Source organism: Alkalihalobacillus deserti, from assembly GCF_020734105.1.
GTDB lineage: Bacteria > Bacillota > Bacilli > Bacillales > Bacillaceae_D > Halalkalibacter > Halalkalibacter deserti.
Window position 1 is genome coordinate 108,722 of the sequence record NZ_JAJAFR010000001.1, and the last position, 17,662, is coordinate 126,383.

General features: G+C 36.9%; 19 protein-coding genes. 17 read left to right on the top strand and 2 right to left on the bottom strand.

Annotation, left to right across the window (positions count from 1 at the left end):
• The first annotated feature begins 123 nt into the window (after nt 1-123).
• From LDX58_RS00515 to LDX58_RS00530, 4 genes are all read left to right on the top strand, one after another.
• Entirely contained in the window at nt 124-1,143 is a 1,020-nt protein-coding gene (locus LDX58_RS00515) for a tripartite tricarboxylate transporter substrate binding protein (RefSeq protein WP_227934916.1), read from the top strand.
• A 112-nt stretch (nt 1,144-1,255) separates the two neighbouring features.
• Complete coding sequence (locus tag LDX58_RS00520; protein WP_227934917.1) at nt 1,256-1,714, top strand: tripartite tricarboxylate transporter TctB family protein; 459 nt, start codon at nt 1,256-1,258, stop codon at nt 1,712-1,714.
• A 20-nt stretch (nt 1,715-1,734) separates the two neighbouring features.
• Nucleotides 1,735-3,225 (top strand): tripartite tricarboxylate transporter permease, encoded by a 1,491-nt coding sequence (locus LDX58_RS00525; RefSeq protein WP_227934918.1) that lies wholly within the window; start codon nt 1,735-1,737, stop codon nt 3,223-3,225.
• 84 nt (nt 3,226-3,309) lie between these two features.
• The gene (locus tag LDX58_RS00530; RefSeq protein WP_227934919.1) at nt 3,310-4,236 is read left to right on the top strand and encodes an AEC family transporter; all 927 of its coding nucleotides are present in this window, start codon (nt 3,310-3,312) and stop codon (nt 4,234-4,236) included.
• Between the two features lie 141 nt (nt 4,237-4,377).
• On the opposite strand, the gene ymzB is transcribed toward LDX58_RS00530, so the two are convergent.
• Nucleotides 4,378-4,731, bottom strand: a complete 354-nt coding sequence (ymzB, locus tag LDX58_RS00535) for a protein YmzB (RefSeq protein ID WP_227934920.1) — start codon at nt 4,729-4,731, stop codon at nt 4,378-4,380.
• A 406-nt stretch (nt 4,732-5,137) separates the two neighbouring features.
• Here ymzB and LDX58_RS00540 point away from each other — a divergent pair, with 406 nt between their 5' ends.
• The gene (locus tag LDX58_RS00540) at nt 5,138-5,800 is read left to right on the top strand and encodes a hypothetical protein (RefSeq protein WP_227934921.1); all 663 of its coding nucleotides are present in this window, start codon (nt 5,138-5,140) and stop codon (nt 5,798-5,800) included.
• A 117-nt stretch (nt 5,801-5,917) separates the two neighbouring features.
• Here the strand turns inward: LDX58_RS00540 and LDX58_RS00545 are convergent, their stop codons facing one another.
• Complete coding sequence (locus LDX58_RS00545; RefSeq protein WP_227934922.1) at nt 5,918-6,850, bottom strand: Na/Pi symporter; 933 nt, start codon at nt 6,848-6,850, stop codon at nt 5,918-5,920.
• A 265-nt stretch (nt 6,851-7,115) separates the two neighbouring features.
• Between LDX58_RS00545 and LDX58_RS00550 the strand changes: the two genes are divergently transcribed.
• From LDX58_RS00550 to LDX58_RS00605, 12 genes are all read left to right on the top strand, one after another.
• Nucleotides 7,116-7,679, top strand: coding sequence for a TetR/AcrR family transcriptional regulator (locus tag LDX58_RS00550; RefSeq protein ID WP_227934923.1), 564 nt, complete (start codon nt 7,116-7,118; stop codon nt 7,677-7,679).
• Between the two features lie 285 nt (nt 7,680-7,964).
• Nucleotides 7,965-8,138, top strand: coding sequence for a 30S ribosomal protein S21 (gene rpsU / locus LDX58_RS00555; protein WP_003323311.1), 174 nt, complete (start codon nt 7,965-7,967; stop codon nt 8,136-8,138).
• Between the two features lie 22 nt (nt 8,139-8,160).
• Nucleotides 8,161-8,604: a GatB/YqeY domain-containing protein gene (locus LDX58_RS00560; protein ID WP_227934924.1), complete on the top strand. Its 444-nt coding sequence runs from the start codon at nt 8,161-8,163 to the stop codon at nt 8,602-8,604.
• Between the two features lie 270 nt (nt 8,605-8,874).
• Nucleotides 8,875-10,218, top strand: a complete 1,344-nt coding sequence (locus LDX58_RS00565; RefSeq protein WP_227934925.1) for an NfeD family protein — start codon at nt 8,875-8,877, stop codon at nt 10,216-10,218.
• A 23-nt stretch (nt 10,219-10,241) separates the two neighbouring features.
• The gene (floA, locus tag LDX58_RS00570; RefSeq protein WP_227934926.1) at nt 10,242-11,243 is read left to right on the top strand and encodes a flotillin-like protein FloA; all 1,002 of its coding nucleotides are present in this window, start codon (nt 10,242-10,244) and stop codon (nt 11,241-11,243) included.
• 39 nt (nt 11,244-11,282) lie between these two features.
• Nucleotides 11,283-11,807 (top strand): YqfB family membrane protein, encoded by a 525-nt coding sequence (locus tag LDX58_RS00575; protein WP_227934927.1) that lies wholly within the window; start codon nt 11,283-11,285, stop codon nt 11,805-11,807.
• Between the two features lie 172 nt (nt 11,808-11,979).
• Nucleotides 11,980-12,270 (top strand): sporulation protein YqfC, encoded by a 291-nt coding sequence (gene yqfC, locus LDX58_RS00580; protein WP_227934928.1) that lies wholly within the window; start codon nt 11,980-11,982, stop codon nt 12,268-12,270.
• Nucleotides 12,271-12,323: 53 nt separating this feature from the next.
• The gene (gene yqfD / locus LDX58_RS00585; RefSeq protein ID WP_227934929.1) at nt 12,324-13,523 is read left to right on the top strand and encodes a sporulation protein YqfD; all 1,200 of its coding nucleotides are present in this window, start codon (nt 12,324-12,326) and stop codon (nt 13,521-13,523) included.
• 5 nt (nt 13,524-13,528) lie between these two features.
• Nucleotides 13,529-14,500 carry a PhoH family protein gene (locus LDX58_RS00590; RefSeq protein ID WP_227934930.1) on the top strand — a complete coding sequence of 324 codons (972 nt, stop codon included), beginning with the start codon at nt 13,529-13,531 and terminating at the stop codon, nt 14,498-14,500.
• Nucleotides 14,501-14,650: 150 nt separating this feature from the next.
• Entirely contained in the window at nt 14,651-16,825 is a 2,175-nt protein-coding gene (locus LDX58_RS00595; protein ID WP_227934931.1) for an HD family phosphohydrolase, read from the top strand.
• Nucleotides 16,809-17,282, top strand: a complete 474-nt coding sequence (gene ybeY, locus LDX58_RS00600) for an rRNA maturation RNase YbeY (RefSeq protein WP_227934932.1) — start codon at nt 16,809-16,811, stop codon at nt 17,280-17,282. Before LDX58_RS00595 ends, ybeY begins: the two co-directional genes overlap by 17 nt.
• 37 nt (nt 17,283-17,319) lie before the next feature.
• A complete protein-coding gene (locus tag LDX58_RS00605) occupies nt 17,320-17,652 on the top strand; it encodes a diacylglycerol kinase family protein (RefSeq protein WP_308017427.1) in 333 nt (110 codons plus the stop codon).
• The last annotated feature ends 10 nt before the right edge of the window (nt 17,653-17,662 follow it).

Below are 17,662 nucleotides of genomic sequence, written 5' to 3' on the forward strand. Positions count from 1 at the left end.
AATAGAATTAAAATTTTTAAAACACTTAAATTTGTAAACGGTTACATTACCGAGAAAATACTATAAGATTCAGATAGATAGAAAAGAAAGTCTTTTCAAAATTAAGAATGGGGGAATTGAAAGATGAAAAAAATAGCATTCTCTTTTGTTTTAGTGTTAATGATGATTATTGTTGCCGCCTGTGGTGGTGCAACAAGTGAAGAAACTAGTTCAACTAACTCAGATGCATCTAGTTCTGAAGGATGGGAGCCTACAAAGCCAATTGAAATTGTTGCCCCAAGTGGTGCTGGTGGTGGTTGGGATACGACAGCGCGTATGTCAGCAAAAGTATTTGAAGAAGCGGGTATTATTGATCAGAACATGGGTGTTGTAAATAAACCAGGTGGTGGTGGAGCCGTTGGTTGGGCTTATATAGCTCAAAAAGAAGGAAACCCGCATCACTTATTTGTAAATTCACCTCCAATCCTTTTAATTCCATTGGCAGGTCAGTCCCAATATGGACATGAAGATTTTACACCTCTTGCAAATGTGATTGCAGACTACGGGGCTTTTGCGGTACATGCTGATGCAAAGTGGAATGATCTAAATGAACTTTTCGAAGATATGAAGAAAGATCCATCAAGTATTACAGTTGTCGGTGCCTCTTCTCCAGGTAGTATGGATCATATTCAGTTTGTGAAAATTGCAAAAGCAGCTGGAGTAGACATTACAAAAGTAAAATATGTTTCAGACCAGGATGGTGGAGCATTAACTTCACTATTAAATGGAAGTGTTGATGTTTACTCAGCAGGTATTGCCGAAACAGTTGAGCAGGTGAGAGCTGGCAAGATTAAAGTACTAGGAATTACAGCAGAAGAACGTCTGGTAGGGGAAGTGATTTCTGATTTTCCAACAGCTACAGAACAAGGTATCGATGAGACATTTACAAACTGGAGAGGTTTCTTCGGTCCTCCGAATATGAACCCGGAAGAAGTTGCTTACTATGAACAAAAATTCAAGGAATTAAGTGATTCTGAAGAATTTGCAGAAATTCGTGCTCAATATGGTTGGGATGAATTTTACATGAATAGTAGTGATTATAAAGCATTTCTTGACGCCGAAAAAGAAGAGATTCAAGCACTTTTAACTGAGCTAGGTTACTAGTAATAAAAACAAGTACCAACGATCTCTTTCATGGATCGTTGGTACATAATTATTTTCAGAATTTATTCCAGTCTATGAAGAAGTAAGGATCAAATTTAAGGTGGTGAAGCATATGTTTAATACAACAAATCGTAAATTAGGTAGTGTCATACTAGTATTTTCAATCCTATTTCTTGTTATGAGCTATCAATTGCCTTCTTCTCAATTTGCGACAGTAGACGCTGATGCCATACCGAAAGCGTTAGGTTGGATACTGCTTGGTTTGTCCATTATCTTATTCATTCAGAAGGATAGAGAGACAGAGGAGCAGAGGCAAAGAAGACAAATCCCTAAAAAGGAAATTGGAGTACTACTTATAGTAGCTTTACTTATATTCTTATATATCTCTTTATTAGAAATTCTTGGGTTCGTTATAGTCACGATGTTATTTATCTTCGTTTGTTCAAAATTCCTAGGATATGACAGCTTAAAATCAAATATTGTTGTTTCAATTTTATTTCCAGTAATTATGTATGGGATCTTTGTTTATTTACTACAAATCTCGCTACCAAAAGGTATTTTACCAATCTGAAGAAAGGAGGTTCAGTCTAAATGGATGTATTATCAGGAATGATGTCAGGGTTTGAAGTGGCTCTAAGTTTAAATGGAATTTTATTTGTGTTAATTGGTGTTTTTGTTGGGACATTTATTGGAATGATGCCAGGATTAGGACCAATTAGTGCCATTGCAATTATGATTCCTATTACGTATGGAATGAATCCTGCATTAGCTTTAGTTATGATGTCAGGGGTATACTATGGTGCAGTGTTTGGTGGTTCGACTGCCTCAATTCTATTAAATGCCCCTGGAATTTCCGGTACGGTTGCTACAGCTTTTGATGGTTATCCAATGGCACAGCAGGGAAAAGCTGGTCAAGCTTTAGCAATTGCAGCAATCTCTTCCTTTGTAGGTGGTACGGTTAGTGTTATATTATTGATGTTTTTAGCTCCAACACTTGCAAATGTAGCAGTTGTCTTCGGACCTCCGGAGTATTTTGCCTTAATGTTACTTGGACTTACAGCGATAACAAGTTTATCCGAAGGTTCAGTAGTAAAAGCACTTATTTCGGCAGTTGTTGGTTTTATGATTGCTACTGTTGGAATTGATGGTCAAACAGGAACTCCTCGTTTTACTTTTGGAAATGTCAATTTACTTGAAGGGATAGATTTTCTAGTTATTGCATTAGGGTTATTTGCATTAGCAGAAGTTTGTACATTAATTTTAAACCGTAAAGGTAGTTTCTTTGAAAATGGTCAGTCAATTGGAAGCTTAAAGTTAACGAAGCAGGATTTGAAAGAGATGGTCGGTCCTATGGGAAGACAGTCCATTCTTGGGTTTATTCTAGGTATTCTACCTGGTGCTGGCGCGACCATCGCTTCATTTATTGGATATATTACAGAAAAGAAGATTGCAAAAAAACCTGAAGAATTTGGTAAAGGCTCTATAAAGGGGTTAGCAGGTCCAGAAACAGCAAACAATGCTGCAACTGGAGGAGCGTTTGTTCCTTTGCTCAGTCTTGGCATACCAGGTTCGGGGACAACTGCTGTTATGTTAGGTGCATTTTTAGTTATGGGATTACAACCTGGACCATTATTAATGCAAGACCGTCCTGACGTATTTTTTGGAATTATTGCAAGTATGTATGTAGGTAATGTATTTCTTTTAATATTAAATTTACCTTTGATTCCTTATATTGCAAAAGTGTTAAAAGTTCCAAGACCAATGTTAATTGCTTTAGTCATTATGTTTAGTTTGGTAGGTGTCTATGCTATTAGTTTTAATACTTTCCATCTGTATTTATTATTAGCGTTTGGAGTAATCGGATACCTAATGAGGTTATTCTCATTTCCGGCACCTCCGTTTATTCTTGCGTTTATCCTAGGTGGAATGATGGAGCAATCTCTAAGACAATCTTTGACAATCTCAAATGGAAGCATTTCTATTTTCTTTGATAGCATGATAACTATTGTGCTTTTAATGCTTACTGTTGTATCTCTCGTTATTCCATTAATAAAGAAGCCGAGAGCTAAAAAGAAATTATAAAGCCGTAAGGGTGACTTAATCAAAAGTTTTAACTTTATTAAGTCACTCTCTTTTTCAAGGAAGTTAAAGGTGGTACATGTAAATATGATCATAATCGAAATTCTAAAAAATATAATTGTACCGCTACTACTGTTAATAAGCGCAGGGTATATTTTAAATCGAATTTTCTCGTTTCATGTCATTACATTATCTAAGTTAACATTATATTTTTATATTCCCATTTTGGTTTTCACAAAAATTTATGATACAAACTTAAATTTTAAACTTCTTGTACTAATCGTCTTTATTGTATGTGTTCAGGTAATTTGTTTATACGGATTAAACTATTTTGTGTCGAGAATTTTACAGTTTAACAAAAAGATAAGAGCTAGTTTTGTTAATAGTGTCATACTTACGAATGCTGGTAACTTTGGTCTCCCAGTAAATAGTCTAGCTTTTAACCATGACCCATTAGCAATGTCAGTACAAATTATAGTTATGGCTATTCAAAATTTCATGACATTCTCGCTTGGAATTATGAATGCAAAATCCTCTGCAGATGCCAGCATTCTACAAGATTTAATTGGATATATTAAATCGCCGATTTTTTTTGCTGTTTTTCTAGGGATCATTGGTAACATCACAAATGTGGAAATTCCTTTGTTTCTAAAAGAGCCAATCTGGTCAATTGCAGATGGTTTTTTTGTAATTGCGTTAATAACCTTTGGTGCCCAAATTACTTTCAAAGATTTGAAAGGTTATTTTGCTCCTTTATTAGCAAGTGTATTTATCAGATTAGTCGTATCACCAGCTATCGCATTTGGAATTCTATTGTTACTAAATATTAATGGGGTAGTAGCTGCAGCTTTGTTTATTGCAAGTGCTCTTCCGACATCGAGAAATAGTGCTTTAATTGCGTTAGATTATGATAATCATCCAGATTTTGCGGCTCAAGCCGTTTTATTTTCTACATTATTTGGTAGTTTATCTATTACTTTTATTATTTATTTAGCTACGATTTACTTTTTATGAGAGAAAATTTAGGCTTTTTCTACTCAAATTAAAATTGAAAAAGGCTGCTGGATGATAGCAGCCTTTTTTATATAGTTTTGACGAATAAGCTAGTAAGGTACATATTATTTGGAGGGTGAATTCCTTAGTATAAAGAAAATATTAATGGTGAATTTTATAAACTGCTTTCTCTGTCTCGATCTTTAGTGCATTTCCTTCATTTGAAGTAATTACGTTTCCGGTCAGTGGAATTTCATATGCGTCTTGAGGTAAATCCTTTTTTCCTTCTTCACTGTTAATATTCCCTTGTCCATGAAGGATTAGTTCTTGTTGGGGAATATAATCGTCTATATTTTCCTCGTTTGAAACAAGAGAGATATGATCAAGCTTGAGTGTGACTTGATCAATATCAAAGATTTGTTGTAGCCCTGTAGATAACTCTCCTTTATGGATGGTCAATGTCTCCCCTTTATGTGACTCCAACCAACTTGACAACTCTTCAATATCTTGAGCCATATTCTACCTCCTTAATTTCTTTTGTACTTTTCCCAGGTTGGGGCTTGTTCATGCAACGGTAATATTAAGAACAAGCTCTATAAATAGTGCTAAAATAAACAAATTGTTGAACAATCAAAAGTCGATGATTAAGAAATGGAGCAATATTTAAGTTTTTCCTATTTCAGAGAACGTTAGAAGCTATACAAGTATTTTATCCAATGAAGAGAAGATCATGCTCAAAACAGCATACTGATTTTAAGATAAAATAAGAGTGTTTTTTTGGCATTAGAATGTCTCCTGTGCTTTAACATTATCTAGTTAATATTGGAATAGACAATTTAAAATATAAAAGTCAATTCTTGTTCATAATAAACTTTGTCCCGACTTGAAAGCAGTTTGGGATTGTGTTTCATATTGGAGGTGCATGATCATCGATGGAATGTTATTCTTCGTTGTCATTGTGCTTGTTGCCGTACTTGGTGCTTTAGCTTTTTTCTTTAGAAATAAGCCTGAACCGGCTCCGGCATATATTGATCGAACGGATTTGAACAACATGAACCAAGAACAGTTTAAGGAGGAGTTTGGGATGGAGAAAAGCACAGAAGAAATGGTGAAACAAGCAGCGGAACGAAAAGCAGAAGAAGAAATTGGGGAAGAAATCAATCCGCTTAGAGGCCATTTAGAAACGATGCAATCTACATTAAATCAACTTCAATCTACTCAACAACAAGCAAATTCAACAATGTCTTCATCAGGACAAGACCAACAACAAACAAATCAGCTTTTACAACAGATGCAACAAATTAGTACTCAAGCACAACAACAACAACAAAAGACATTCCAACAGTTACAGCAATCTATTCAGCAAGCTACTCAAATGTTAGGGAATGTTGGTCAATCGATTCAATCCATTAATGTATTGAACCAAATGACTCAACAAATTAATCAATCACAGCAACAACTGCAACAACAAAATCAACAGCAACAACAACAACAACAAGAGCTTCAGAAGTTACAACAAATGCAAAGTCCACAAAGTCAGCAAAGTCAATTTGGCCAAGACTATAATCAATCTTATCAAAACTAACTATTCATTAAAAAGGTAACGGTTGACTTCTTGTTAACCGTTACCTTTTGATCTTATAAAGATTTTCATTAGAATTAACATAAGGTTCACAGCTGATGATCGGATGATACAAGTTGATTAAGCTTTCTTTAGATGAAACCATTCAATAAATTTAGCGAAGTATGTAACAAGTGGCAGCATGATAATGGAGCAAATGACATTGAAAACTAAACTAGCATGAGCAAGTTGCATCATGGGTGAAGAAGTAAGGCTACTAGCCAAATTGCTTAACGATCCAATTAGTGGAATAAATACAAGGACTCCAAATACATTTAGCCAAATATTAGCATAAGCAACGAGTTTTGCACTACGTCCAGAACCAATACTTGCAAGATAAGCAGTAACACATGTACCTATATTCGCTCCTAACATAATGGCTATTCCAGCTTGAAGGGTTAAGACTTTATCCCCCATGAACCCCATAGCAATAGCAGTTGTTGCTGTGCTCGATTGTATAATGGCAGTTAGCACGGCTCCAATTCCAACTCCAAGTAACTCATGTTCATTTGTTAAATTAAAAAAAGAATGAATAGAAGGAATGGATGCCAGAGGATAAGCCAGCGTCTCTAATCCGTCCATTGCAATAAAAATGCAAGCTAGTCCAAAGGATAGACATCCAATTGCATAAGCCCGTGTACCTGGAAGTAGCAATGATAGTAAGCCGATAAGCAAGAGAGGAACGATAAACATAGACAAATCTAGGGCAAGTAATTCAGTTGTCATAGTGGTTCCAATATTGGCTCCTAAAATGATTCCAATAGAGTGACGAAAGGAAAGTAACCCTGTTGCAACAAGTCCTACAGTCATAACGATAATAGCGGAGCTGCTTTGAAGAATTGCTGTAGCCATTGCACCGACAATCATGCCTTTCCATGCAGAGTTCGTTAATTGGTATATTATTTTTTGAAAGCTCGCTTGTCCGAGTTGAAAAAGGCCAGCCCTCATAACAACCATACCAAATAAGAATAACGCTATAAAAACAGCCAATAAGGAAAATAGTTCTTTGATCACTGTGATCACCTCTCTATTCAATCTATGGACCAAACTCAACAAGCATGACTGAAAATAAATAATTTAGTAAATGAATGTTCGGAATAGCGATTGTAGAAAGAGAATTATAAGCGAACAAGACTAATTATTTGATGTCGCTTTAGCAAATTAACTAGTCAGTTTATCTACTAGTAACTCACAGTGAATCCGGTTACCTATTTAAAGTGGTAAAGCCATTTATGGTATACTAGAGAGAATGAGTTAAGAGAGATTGTGAGGCGACAACATGAAGGAAAAAATAATAGAAGTGAGTATCGATTTATTTGGAAAAAACGGTTTTACAGAAACTTCGATTCAGGATATTGTAGAAGCACTTGGCGTGACAAAAGGAACATTTTATTACTATTATAAAAGTAAAGAAGAATTGTTGATGGAAATTCATCTGCGCTACATTGATGAATTATTACAGCATCAAGAAGAAATATTTAATAAAAAAATGAACTCTGAACAAAAGCTATATAACATTGTTTATATGATTATGAAACATATAGAAGGACATGGTCAAAGTGCAAGAGTGTTTTTTAGAGAAATTCAGCATTTGAATGAAGAGCATTTGGAGGATATTTTTAAAAAGCGTGACTTGTTTAGAGGTAATTTGAATAAGGTGATTCAAGAAGGAATTGACACCGGAGATTTTCGCGAAGACCTTAATGTTGATATTGTTGGACTAGCGATTCTTGGGGCAGTGAATTGGAGTTATCATTGGTTTGATCCTAAGGGGAAGTTAGACGAAAAAGCAGTAACAACGATATACATTGATTTTATACTAAATGGCCTAAAAGCAAAATAAAGATCCTTTAGAGTAGGATCTTTTATTCTAAAAATACTATCTGGTTAGTACCTATTATTGTTAATAGTAAGGTTGTTTATGCTAAGTTTAGTTCATCTCCAATTAATTTAGAAGGAAGATTTTTGAAGAGTACCTTTACTTTCATAGCAGATTGAAGTTGTAAAAACTAAGGAAATTGTCGTTTTTCGGTTGACCTATAGACTTCCATATATTATAATTCTATAAGACGTGCACTTGAACTAAATGTACGTCCTGAGTTGGTTGTTTCGGAGGGAGGGAAATATAATGGCAGAAACTCGTGTTCGCAAAAACGAATCGATTGATGCTGCACTTCGTCGCTTCAAGAGATCACTCTCTAAAGAAGGAACGTTGGCTGAGGTTAAAAAGCGTAAGCACTATGAAAAGCCTAGTGTTAAGCGTAAGAAGAAATCTGAAGCAGCAAGAAAACGTAAGTTCTAATTGAAGTGAGAGGGTGCTTTCATTGAATCTTCTTGAACGTTTGAATCAAGACATGAAGAATGCGATGAAGAACAAGGAAAAGGATAGACTCTCTGTCATCCGTATGGTAAAGTCGTCGTTGCAAAACGAGCAAATAAAGCTCGGACGTGAGTTGACGGACGATGAAAGCCTTACGGTGCTTAATCGCGAACTGAAACAACGCAAGGATTCCCTCCATGAGTTTGAAAAAGCTAACCGAGAAGATCTAGCTTCCAAGCTACGTGATGAAGTTGCTGTGCTTGTGGTCTATATGCCAGAACAGCTTTCTGAAGAAGAAGTATCGAAGATTGTTGTAGAAGCAATTGCCGATGTAGGTGCTTCAACCAAAGCAGACATGGGTAAGGTCATGGGAGCAGTCATGCCTAAGGTTAAAGGAAAAGCTGATGGTGGTCTTGTGAATCGTCTTGTGCAACAACATTTATCATAATGACACAAACGTCTCATCTCTTTTTTAAAAAGAGTTGAGACGTTTTTTTGTTTTTTTTGATAGCAGTGGCCTTACTTTTCAAGTTTTTTCATTTGAATTAGTGTGAGCTAAACCATGTTATTGGTACTTACTAACTAGAGATTGAATACTTACTCGTGATATGATTTAAAGAGAATAGGATAAGATAAAATAAAAAAACCTTTTAAAAAATGAAACCATTTGATATCTGGTTCGTAAAAATAAATAGGATAATTAGAAGGGAGGGTTTGTATGGCAACAAGAAATCAACGATTGATGTTCTTCATTACGTTGCTTATTCTAGCTGCTTTTTTAATGCCCATTCAATCGCTGGTACATAGTGAGAGAGCGAATAAAGGAGAGCCGATTGTCTATTATATTCCTGTTGAACAAACGGTAGAAAGAGGACTAGAAGCTTTTATGGCTCGGTCATTTGAAACCGCCGCACAAGAAGGTGCCACACATATTGTGTTAGAAATGGATACACCTGGTGGAGCAGTAGATGCGGCGGGTAATATTGCTACTCTAATTCAAGAAACAGAGGTAAGAGTAATTACGTTTGTAAAAAGTAAGGCAATTTCTGCAGGAGCTTATATCGCACTGAATACGGATAAAATTGTGATGACACCAGGAGCAACAATGGGTTCTGCTGCGGTTATAGATGGTGCAGGCAATGCAGCTGAAGATAAAACTCAATCATATTGGCTGTCTGAGATGCGTAGTGCGGCTGAGTTAAATGGCCGCGATCCGCAATATGCCTTAGCAATGGCCGATAATAGAATTGATCTACCGGAACTCGGAGCGCCTGAAGGAGATTTGCTAACACTAACTTCTAAGCAAGCTCTGCAAGTAGGATATGCAGAAGCGATTGCCGCTAACCGGGTTGAATTACTTGAACATTTAGGACTTGAAAATGCAATTGAGCGAGAAATGGAAGTTAGTTTCTCTGAGCAACTAGCGCGGTTTGTTACTAATCCGGTTGTCATACCAATACTTTTATCAATTGGAAGTTTAGGGCTTGTTCTCGAACTTTATTCACCTGGATTCGGTGTGCCAGGCCTGATGGGAATATCAGCTTTATTGCTATTTTTCTTTGGACATATGTTTGCGGGTTTTGCTGGGTGGGAATCGATGATTTTATTTGTTGTTGGCTTTGTCTTGATATTGATTGAAATTTTTGTCCCAGGCTTTGGGATATTCGGTTTACTCGGAATTGCGGCTGTAATTGCAGGGATGCTTTTGGCTTCATTCTCAACTGCTTCGATGTTGATTTACATTGCTATTGCTTTAGTTATCACAACTGTTGTAGCGATTTTGATCTTTCGTTATTTTGGACATCGAGGTCCAATGCGTAAAATCATTCTTACTGATTCAACGAGCGCCGAGAAGGGTTATATCTCAAATGCAACAAGGAAAGAGTTGGTTGGTCAAATTGGTGAAACCTTAACCCCTCTTCGTCCTTCTGGGTCGGTGGTTTTTGGAAATGAACGCCTTGACGTTGTCTCTGAGGGAGGATATATTGGACAGGGAAAGAATGTCGAAATTATCTATACAGCTGGTTCGCGCATTGTTGTAAGAGAAGTAAAGGAAAACTAAAAATAAGAGGAGGAATTTAGATTATGGTTTTAGATCCTGGTAGTATTGGTTTATTGATTGGTTTAGCGGTTTTATTAATTTTGCTTGCCGTATTATTTACATTTGTTCCTGTCATGTTGTGGATTTCAGCTTTGGCAGCCGGAGTTAGGATTGGAATTTTTGAATTAGTTGGGATGAGGTTACGTCGTGTTATTCCTGCGCGTGTAGTAAATCCATTAATTAAAGCAGTTAAAGCTGGTATTGATTTAAGTACATCAAAGTTAGAAGGGCATTATCTAGCAGGGGGGAATGTTGACCGTGTTGTTAATGCACTGATTGCAGCACAACGTGCAAACATTGACTTAAGCTTTGAGCGTGCAGCAGCGATTGATTTAGCAGGTCGTGATGTACTAGAAGCGGTACAAATGAGTGTTAATCCGAAAGTGATTGAAACACCATTTATTGCTGGTGTGGCAATGGATGGGATTGAAGTGAAGGCAAAAGCGCGCATCACGGTTCGCGCAAACATTGATCGACTAGTCGGTGGTGCGGGGGAAGATACTGTCATTGCTCGTGTAGGTGAAGGAATTGTTTCAACGATTGGTTCGGCTAACAATCATAAAAAAGTATTGGAAAATCCAGATATGATTTCGCAAACAGTTCTTTCAAAAGGGTTAGATGCGGGTACGGCTTTTGAAATTCTTTCGATTGATATTGCAGACATCGATATCGGTAAAAACATCGGTGCTGAACTTCAAACAGATCAAGCGGAAGCAGATAAAAAGATCGCTCAAGCTAAAGCAGAAGAGCGTCGTGCAATGGCTGTTGCAAAAGAGCAAGAAATGAAAGCGAAAGTTGAAGAAATGCGTGCGAAGGTTGTGGAAGCAGAAGCAGAAGTACCAATGGCGCTTTCTGAAGCATTGCGTAAAGGTCATATGGGTGTCATGGATTATATGAACTATCAAAATGTGATGGCTGACACGGATATGCGTGGTTCCATTAGTAAAGCTACTGATGGAGATTCAAATAGTCCGAAACGAGATTAATCATGAATCCTTTCCAAGTAATGAAAGGAGGAATTGACTGTGACATTGGACCAAATATTTGATCTTATCACTGAAAATTTTATTTTTGTGGCTTTGCTAATTGGTGGGTTAATAAGTATGTTTGGGCGATTGACTGGTGCTGGTCAACAACAAGAGCAGCGTCCAAGCCGTCCACAACGTTCTGATGCACCCCAACAGGAGAAGGTGGATTGGCGAGAGATCTTCAAGCAGGAAGAGGTGGATCCTGAGCCAGTGCAACGACGTACTTCAACGAATATAGAACCACCTACGCAACATGTCTCTTTTGAAGAAGGTGTCGTGGGCCGTCAACAAGAACTTCAAAATCAATATGAAGAGATGCAACGAAAAAGAGAGGTCTCTTCAAGGAAAAGTAAGGAAATACGAAAAGAAGCTAGTACTTCCGAACTGGAGAAAAAGGATAAATTAGATCTACATTTAAATAATTTGTCTAATAAAGAAGCGATGAAAGCCGTGGTTTGGGCAGAGGTGTTAGGACCACCTAGGTCGCGCCAACCACATGCTACGTTTGTGAAAAAACGTTAATAAGTCATTCTTAGAAGCAGTGCCTACATGGCGCTGCTTCTTTTTTGTATAGTAGCAAAACGTTTGCGACGGCAATAGAAAGATTTAAGTTCAATATTTTACTTTTTATAAAGGATTCATTGTGATATCGAGCAAAAAATGATCATAAAGATTAGAGGAAGGGGGTTCGCACATGAAAAAGATGAGACAACAAATGAAGAACTGGATGACGAAGCAGATGCAACTTCCTGCAGATGTCATGATGGACCTGCCGCGAATTACAATGATTGGCCAGTTACATATTTATATTGAAAACCATCGCGGTGTTTTACGATTCTCTAATCAAGAGCTCCGCTTGTTATTGAAGCAGGGTCAATTATTAATAAAAGGTGACAATTTTGTTATTAAGACGATATTACCTGAAGAACTATTACTTGAGGGGCGGATCGATCAAGTCCTGTTTATAGAGGGAAAAGGTACATAGCTAGAAAGTTTGCTATAGGGTATACGCATGCTCAGAAGGGGGAAAAACTGTAAATGAATAATAAATGGACTAACCATATTAACGGTTATGTACGAGTGAGGATTGATGGGGATTATCCAGAGCGTTTTTTAAATAGATGTATTGAACATGACTTTTCCATTTGGCAAATAAAAAGAATAGATGACCGTAGAATTGTTTGTTATATGGATGTAGAAGATGCTAAGCGAATACGACCTTTACTTAGACAGACAAATTGTAAGGTATCGTTTGTGCAACGGAGTGGGATGCCCTTCCTTCTTAAACGCATTCTAAAACGATCTGGTTTTTTAGTGGGGATCATTTCCTTCTTAACGGTTATGTTCGTTCTATCAAATATGGTTTGGGATATCGAAATAAAAGGTGCCTCACCTCAAGTCGAACATGAACTAAGGCAGGTTGTAACTGAAATGGGAATCAAAAGAGGAACATTTCAATTTTCATTGCCAAGTGTAGAATTGATTCAACGTGACGTAACAGAATTGGTTCAAGGGGCTACATGGGTAGGTGTGCGCCAAAAAGGGACGACCTTTGAATTTGAGGTTGTTGAGCAGCAGTTACCAGATGAGGCTGAACGTTATAGTCCACGACATCTTATCGCAACGAAGAAAGCTATTATTCATAAAATATTTGTGGAGCACGGGCAAGCTGAAGTTAAACCAAATGATTTTGTCCGTAAGGGAGACAGACTTGTTTCTGGTTATATTGGTAAAAAGGATGCGGAAGATGAAGAAAAGGAGTTAGTACCAGCGCAGGCTATGGTGTTAGGGGAGATTTGGTACAAGTCTGATGTATCTGTGCCATTAGACAACTTGTTCACAACTCTAACAGGTGAAAAGAAAGAAAGGCACTATCTTTCTTTTTCAGGATTTAATATTCCGATTTGGGGATTTGGTAAAGTGAAATTCCCTGAATATACTCAATTTGAGCATGAACGTCAATTTCAATTTTTGAATTGGTCATTGCCAATTAGTTATAAAAGAACAGAATTTCTTGAAACCTCTCAATTAAATCGAACGTATACAAAAAAAGAAGCTGTGAGCGCCGCTAGAAAAAGGGCTCGTGTTGATCTTAAGAAGCATTTGCCCTTGGGTGCGGAAATCATTGGCGAAAAAGTTTTGCACGAGGACGTGGAGAATGGTAAAGTTAACTTAAGGATACATTACCAAGTAATAGAAGATATTACATCGGAGCAACCGATTATTCAAGGAGATTGAGTCTATTGACAGAAACTAAAACAATAAAGCTAGAAGTTAAGAATGCCAATGAGGCACAAGCGCTTATTGGACCTCATGACAGACACCTTAAGCGAATGGAAGAACAACTAGGAATAACGCTTGTAACACGAGGTGAAGAGGTACAAGTTACTGGAGATGCAAAAAAGACAGAAATCGTTGGCAATGTTATTGCTGCCTTAATTCAGTTAATCCGGAAAGGTATATCAATATCGGAGCGTGATGTCGTTTACGCTATACAGTTAGAAGAAAATGATCGTCTTGAAGAATTATTGGAACTTTACGATGAAAAGATAGCTACAAATGTTAAAGGTAAACCAATTATTGCTAAGACATTAGGGCAACGCCATTATGTATCAGCTTTAAGAAAGAAAGATATGGTGTTTGGTATTGGGCCAGCAGGTACTGGGAAAACCTACTTAGCTGTAGTCATGGCGGTGACTGCTTTAAAAGAAGGTCAAGTAAAACGAATTGTACTAACTCGACCAGCTGTAGAAGCGGGAGAAAGTCTTGGGTTTTTACCTGGTGATCTTAAAGAGAAAGTAGACCCTTATTTACGTCCCTTATATGATGCCCTTCACGATGTCCTTGGGATGGAACAGACAGCTCGCTTAATGGAACGCGGAACGATTGAGGTGGCACCTTTAGCTTATATGCGTGGTCGGACACTAGATGATGCTTTTGTGATTCTGGACGAAGCTCAAAATACAACAAAAGAGCAAATGAAAATGTTTATAACTAGACTAGGTTTCGGTTCTAAAATGGTCATTAATGGCGACTTAACACAAATTGATTTACCAAGAGGAAAAAAATCGGGTTTGAAAGTAGCAATTGAAATTCTTTCAAATGTTAAAGATCTTTCTTTTATCTACCTTCAACAATCTGATGTTGTCAGGCATACACTGGTTCAGCAAATTATAAACGCCTATGAGCAACAAGAAGCTACCCAAGAAAAATGAAGAAATCACTCATGCTACCAGTCTGATAAGTTGAAAGTGGACTGAATACAGAAAGCCTTTGCCTAAGAGGCGTTAATAGGAAGACCCTCTTTTAGAAAGAGGGTCTTCCTTTATAAATAAGATGGCAGTTTGGAACGTGAGGTGTTTCATTTGAAAAGACGATCGTCAATTGATCAACACAAATGGTGGAAAAGTATTCGGGATCATCAATACATAAGAGGCATTCTTTTTTTCTTAATTGGAATCCTTCTCTATATTCTGTTATTAGGTAATATCATACCAGAAAAAATAGACGTACAATTATCGCAGATAGCAGATCAGGATATAAGATCTCCGATTACGGCTGAGCACAAAACGGCTACTGAGGAACGAAGAAGTGCAGCGGTCGATGAAGTTAGTCCGATTTATGAGTTGAAAAAAGAATATGCACAAAATCAGGTGCGGAAAGTTCATGATATCTTTGATTTAGTTAATCAAGTTCGATTAGACGAATTAGAGGACAATGTCGAGATTGAACAAGATGAAGAGGACATTCTTAATCGTCAAATTAATTTTGTTAAAGATGTACTAACATCAAGAACAAGCAATGATATTTCTGATCAGACTTTAGTAACGTTTTTACAAGCAAGTGATTCACAATTACAAATTGCAAGAGAAACAACGACAAATGCTGTTTATGAAATTATGAGCGAAAGAATTTCAATTAAAGATTTGACAGAAGCTAAAGAAGAAGTACGCAGTCAAATTGCTATTTCAACAGTTAGTAACGATCTCCTTGAAGCGATGAAAGAGATAGCCGAGTTTGCGATCATTCCTAACTATATTTATGACGCTAATGCTACTGAACAACTAAGACAAGAGTCTGCAGAGAGTGTAGAACCCGTATTGATACGTGAAGGACAGCTTCTAGTTAAAGAAGGGGAAATGATTAACCATGAGATTTATGAACAATTAAGAATCGTTGGTTTATTGGATGATTCTTTTAATGTATTTCCATATGTAGGATTAGCCATTTTGATTGGATTAATTATTAGCATGCTTTCCTATTATGTTAGTGAAGCCCAAACATCTGTACAAAAAAACAATAGTCATTTGTTAATGTTCACCCTTGTTTTTATTGTTACCATCGTTATTATGAAGATTACAAGCATGTTTGAAGGATTAGAGATACAAGGTATTGGTTTTGTTGTCCCTGTATCAGTTGGGGCTATGCTTATTACCTTATTAATTCATACTAGGTTAGCTTTATTTACAGGTATTATGTTTGCAGTAATTGGAAGTATCATGTTTAATAATGAAACTGTAGGGACTTTTCATTTCAGTTATGGTTTTTATATTTTATTCAGTTCATTTGCAGGGGCGTATTTCCTTAGTAAATCGAATCAACTTTCTCGAATTCTTCGAGCTGGTTTGTTTGTTTCAATAGTGAATATGGTAGCTGTTGTTGCATTACTATTTATGAAGACGGTTCAGAGCGGTTGGTTTGAGGTAGGAATGCATGTTGGTTTTGCTTTTTTGTCTGGTTTTGTGGCTGCTGTACTAACTATTGGTTTGTTGCCATTTTTTGAAGCGGGATTTGGGATTCTATCTACATCAAGGTTAATTGAACTCTCTAGTCCTAATCAACCTCTACTTCGTAAGATTTTAGTAGAAGCTCCGGGTACCTATCATCACAGTGTTATTGTTGGGAACTTGGCGGAGGCAGCGTGTGAGTCAATAGGTGAAAATGGTTTGCTTGCTCGAGTTGGCTCCTATTATCATGATTTAGGAAAAACAAAAAGACCACACTTTTTTATTGAAAATCAGATGAAAATGGAGAACCCTCATGATAAGATTTCTCCACAATTAAGTAGAACGATTATCATTGCTCATCCTTATGATGGGGCTGATTTATTACGCGAATTTAAAATGCCAAAAGAAATAATTGATATAGCTCAACAACATCATGGAACAACATTATTAAAATATTTTTACCATAAAGCTAATAAAGACTCGGACCAGGTAATACCTGAATCTCAATTTAGATATCCTGGTCCAAAAGCTCAAACAAAGGTTTCAGCAATTGTAGGAATATCCGATAGTGTTGAAGCAGCAGTTCGAACGATACAAAAGCCCACTCCTGATAAAATTGAAGCACTTGTACGGAAAATTATTCAAGATAAACTCGAAGATGGACAATTCGATGAGTCCGATTTAACCTTAAAAGAACTAGATCGAGTGGCCGTATCCATTTGTGAAACGCTCAAGGGCACTTTCCATCAACGAATTGAATATCCAGAAGACGTTAAAGAAAAAGGAGATAAAAAGGATGAACGTAACAGTTGATTTTACTGACGAAACGAATGCTTTAACAAAAGAACATCAAGTGCTTGTTGAAAAGGTCATCATGTTAACTGCCAAAAGGGAAGGATTAAATGGCGAGGTAGAAGTTTCAGTGACAATAGTAGACGAAAAACGGATTCAAGAGATTAACTTGGAATATCGAGATAAAAACGAGCCTACTGATGTTATTTCTTTTGCGCTAAATGAACAAGGGGAAGATGAACTAGAGCTAATTCCTAATCCTGATATGCCCAATGTTCTAGGTGATATCGTCATTTCTCTAGCACATATTAAGGCGCAGTCAGAGGAGTACGAACATTCTTTTGAACGTGAATTAGGTTTTTTGACTGTTCATGGTATGCTACATTTACTCGGATATGATCATATGACAGAAGCCGAAGAGAAGGAAATGTTCTCAAGGCAAGAGGACATTTTATCTGACTATGGGCTTACACGATAGAAATCAAAAAGGGTTTAAACGTTTGCTAAGATCGTTCATGTTTGCAACTCAGGGATTAATTTTTGTAGTAAAACATGAGCAGAATATGCAAATACACTTAATAATAGCAGGAGTCACTTTAGTTTCAGCATACCTATTAAGCCTGCCACTGGTGCAGTGGATGATTTTACTTCTAGTCATTGCTGGGATGTTTTCTTTAGAGATTATGAATACCGCTGTTGAACGAACCGTAGATTTGATCACTGAAGAATTTCATCCATTAGCGAAGAGAGCCAAAGATATTGCAGCAGCAGCTGTGTTTGTGTATTGTATTTTTGCCGTTATAATAGGAGTGATTTTGTTTGTCCCTGCTTTAATCAAACTGCTTTAGAATAGTTTAA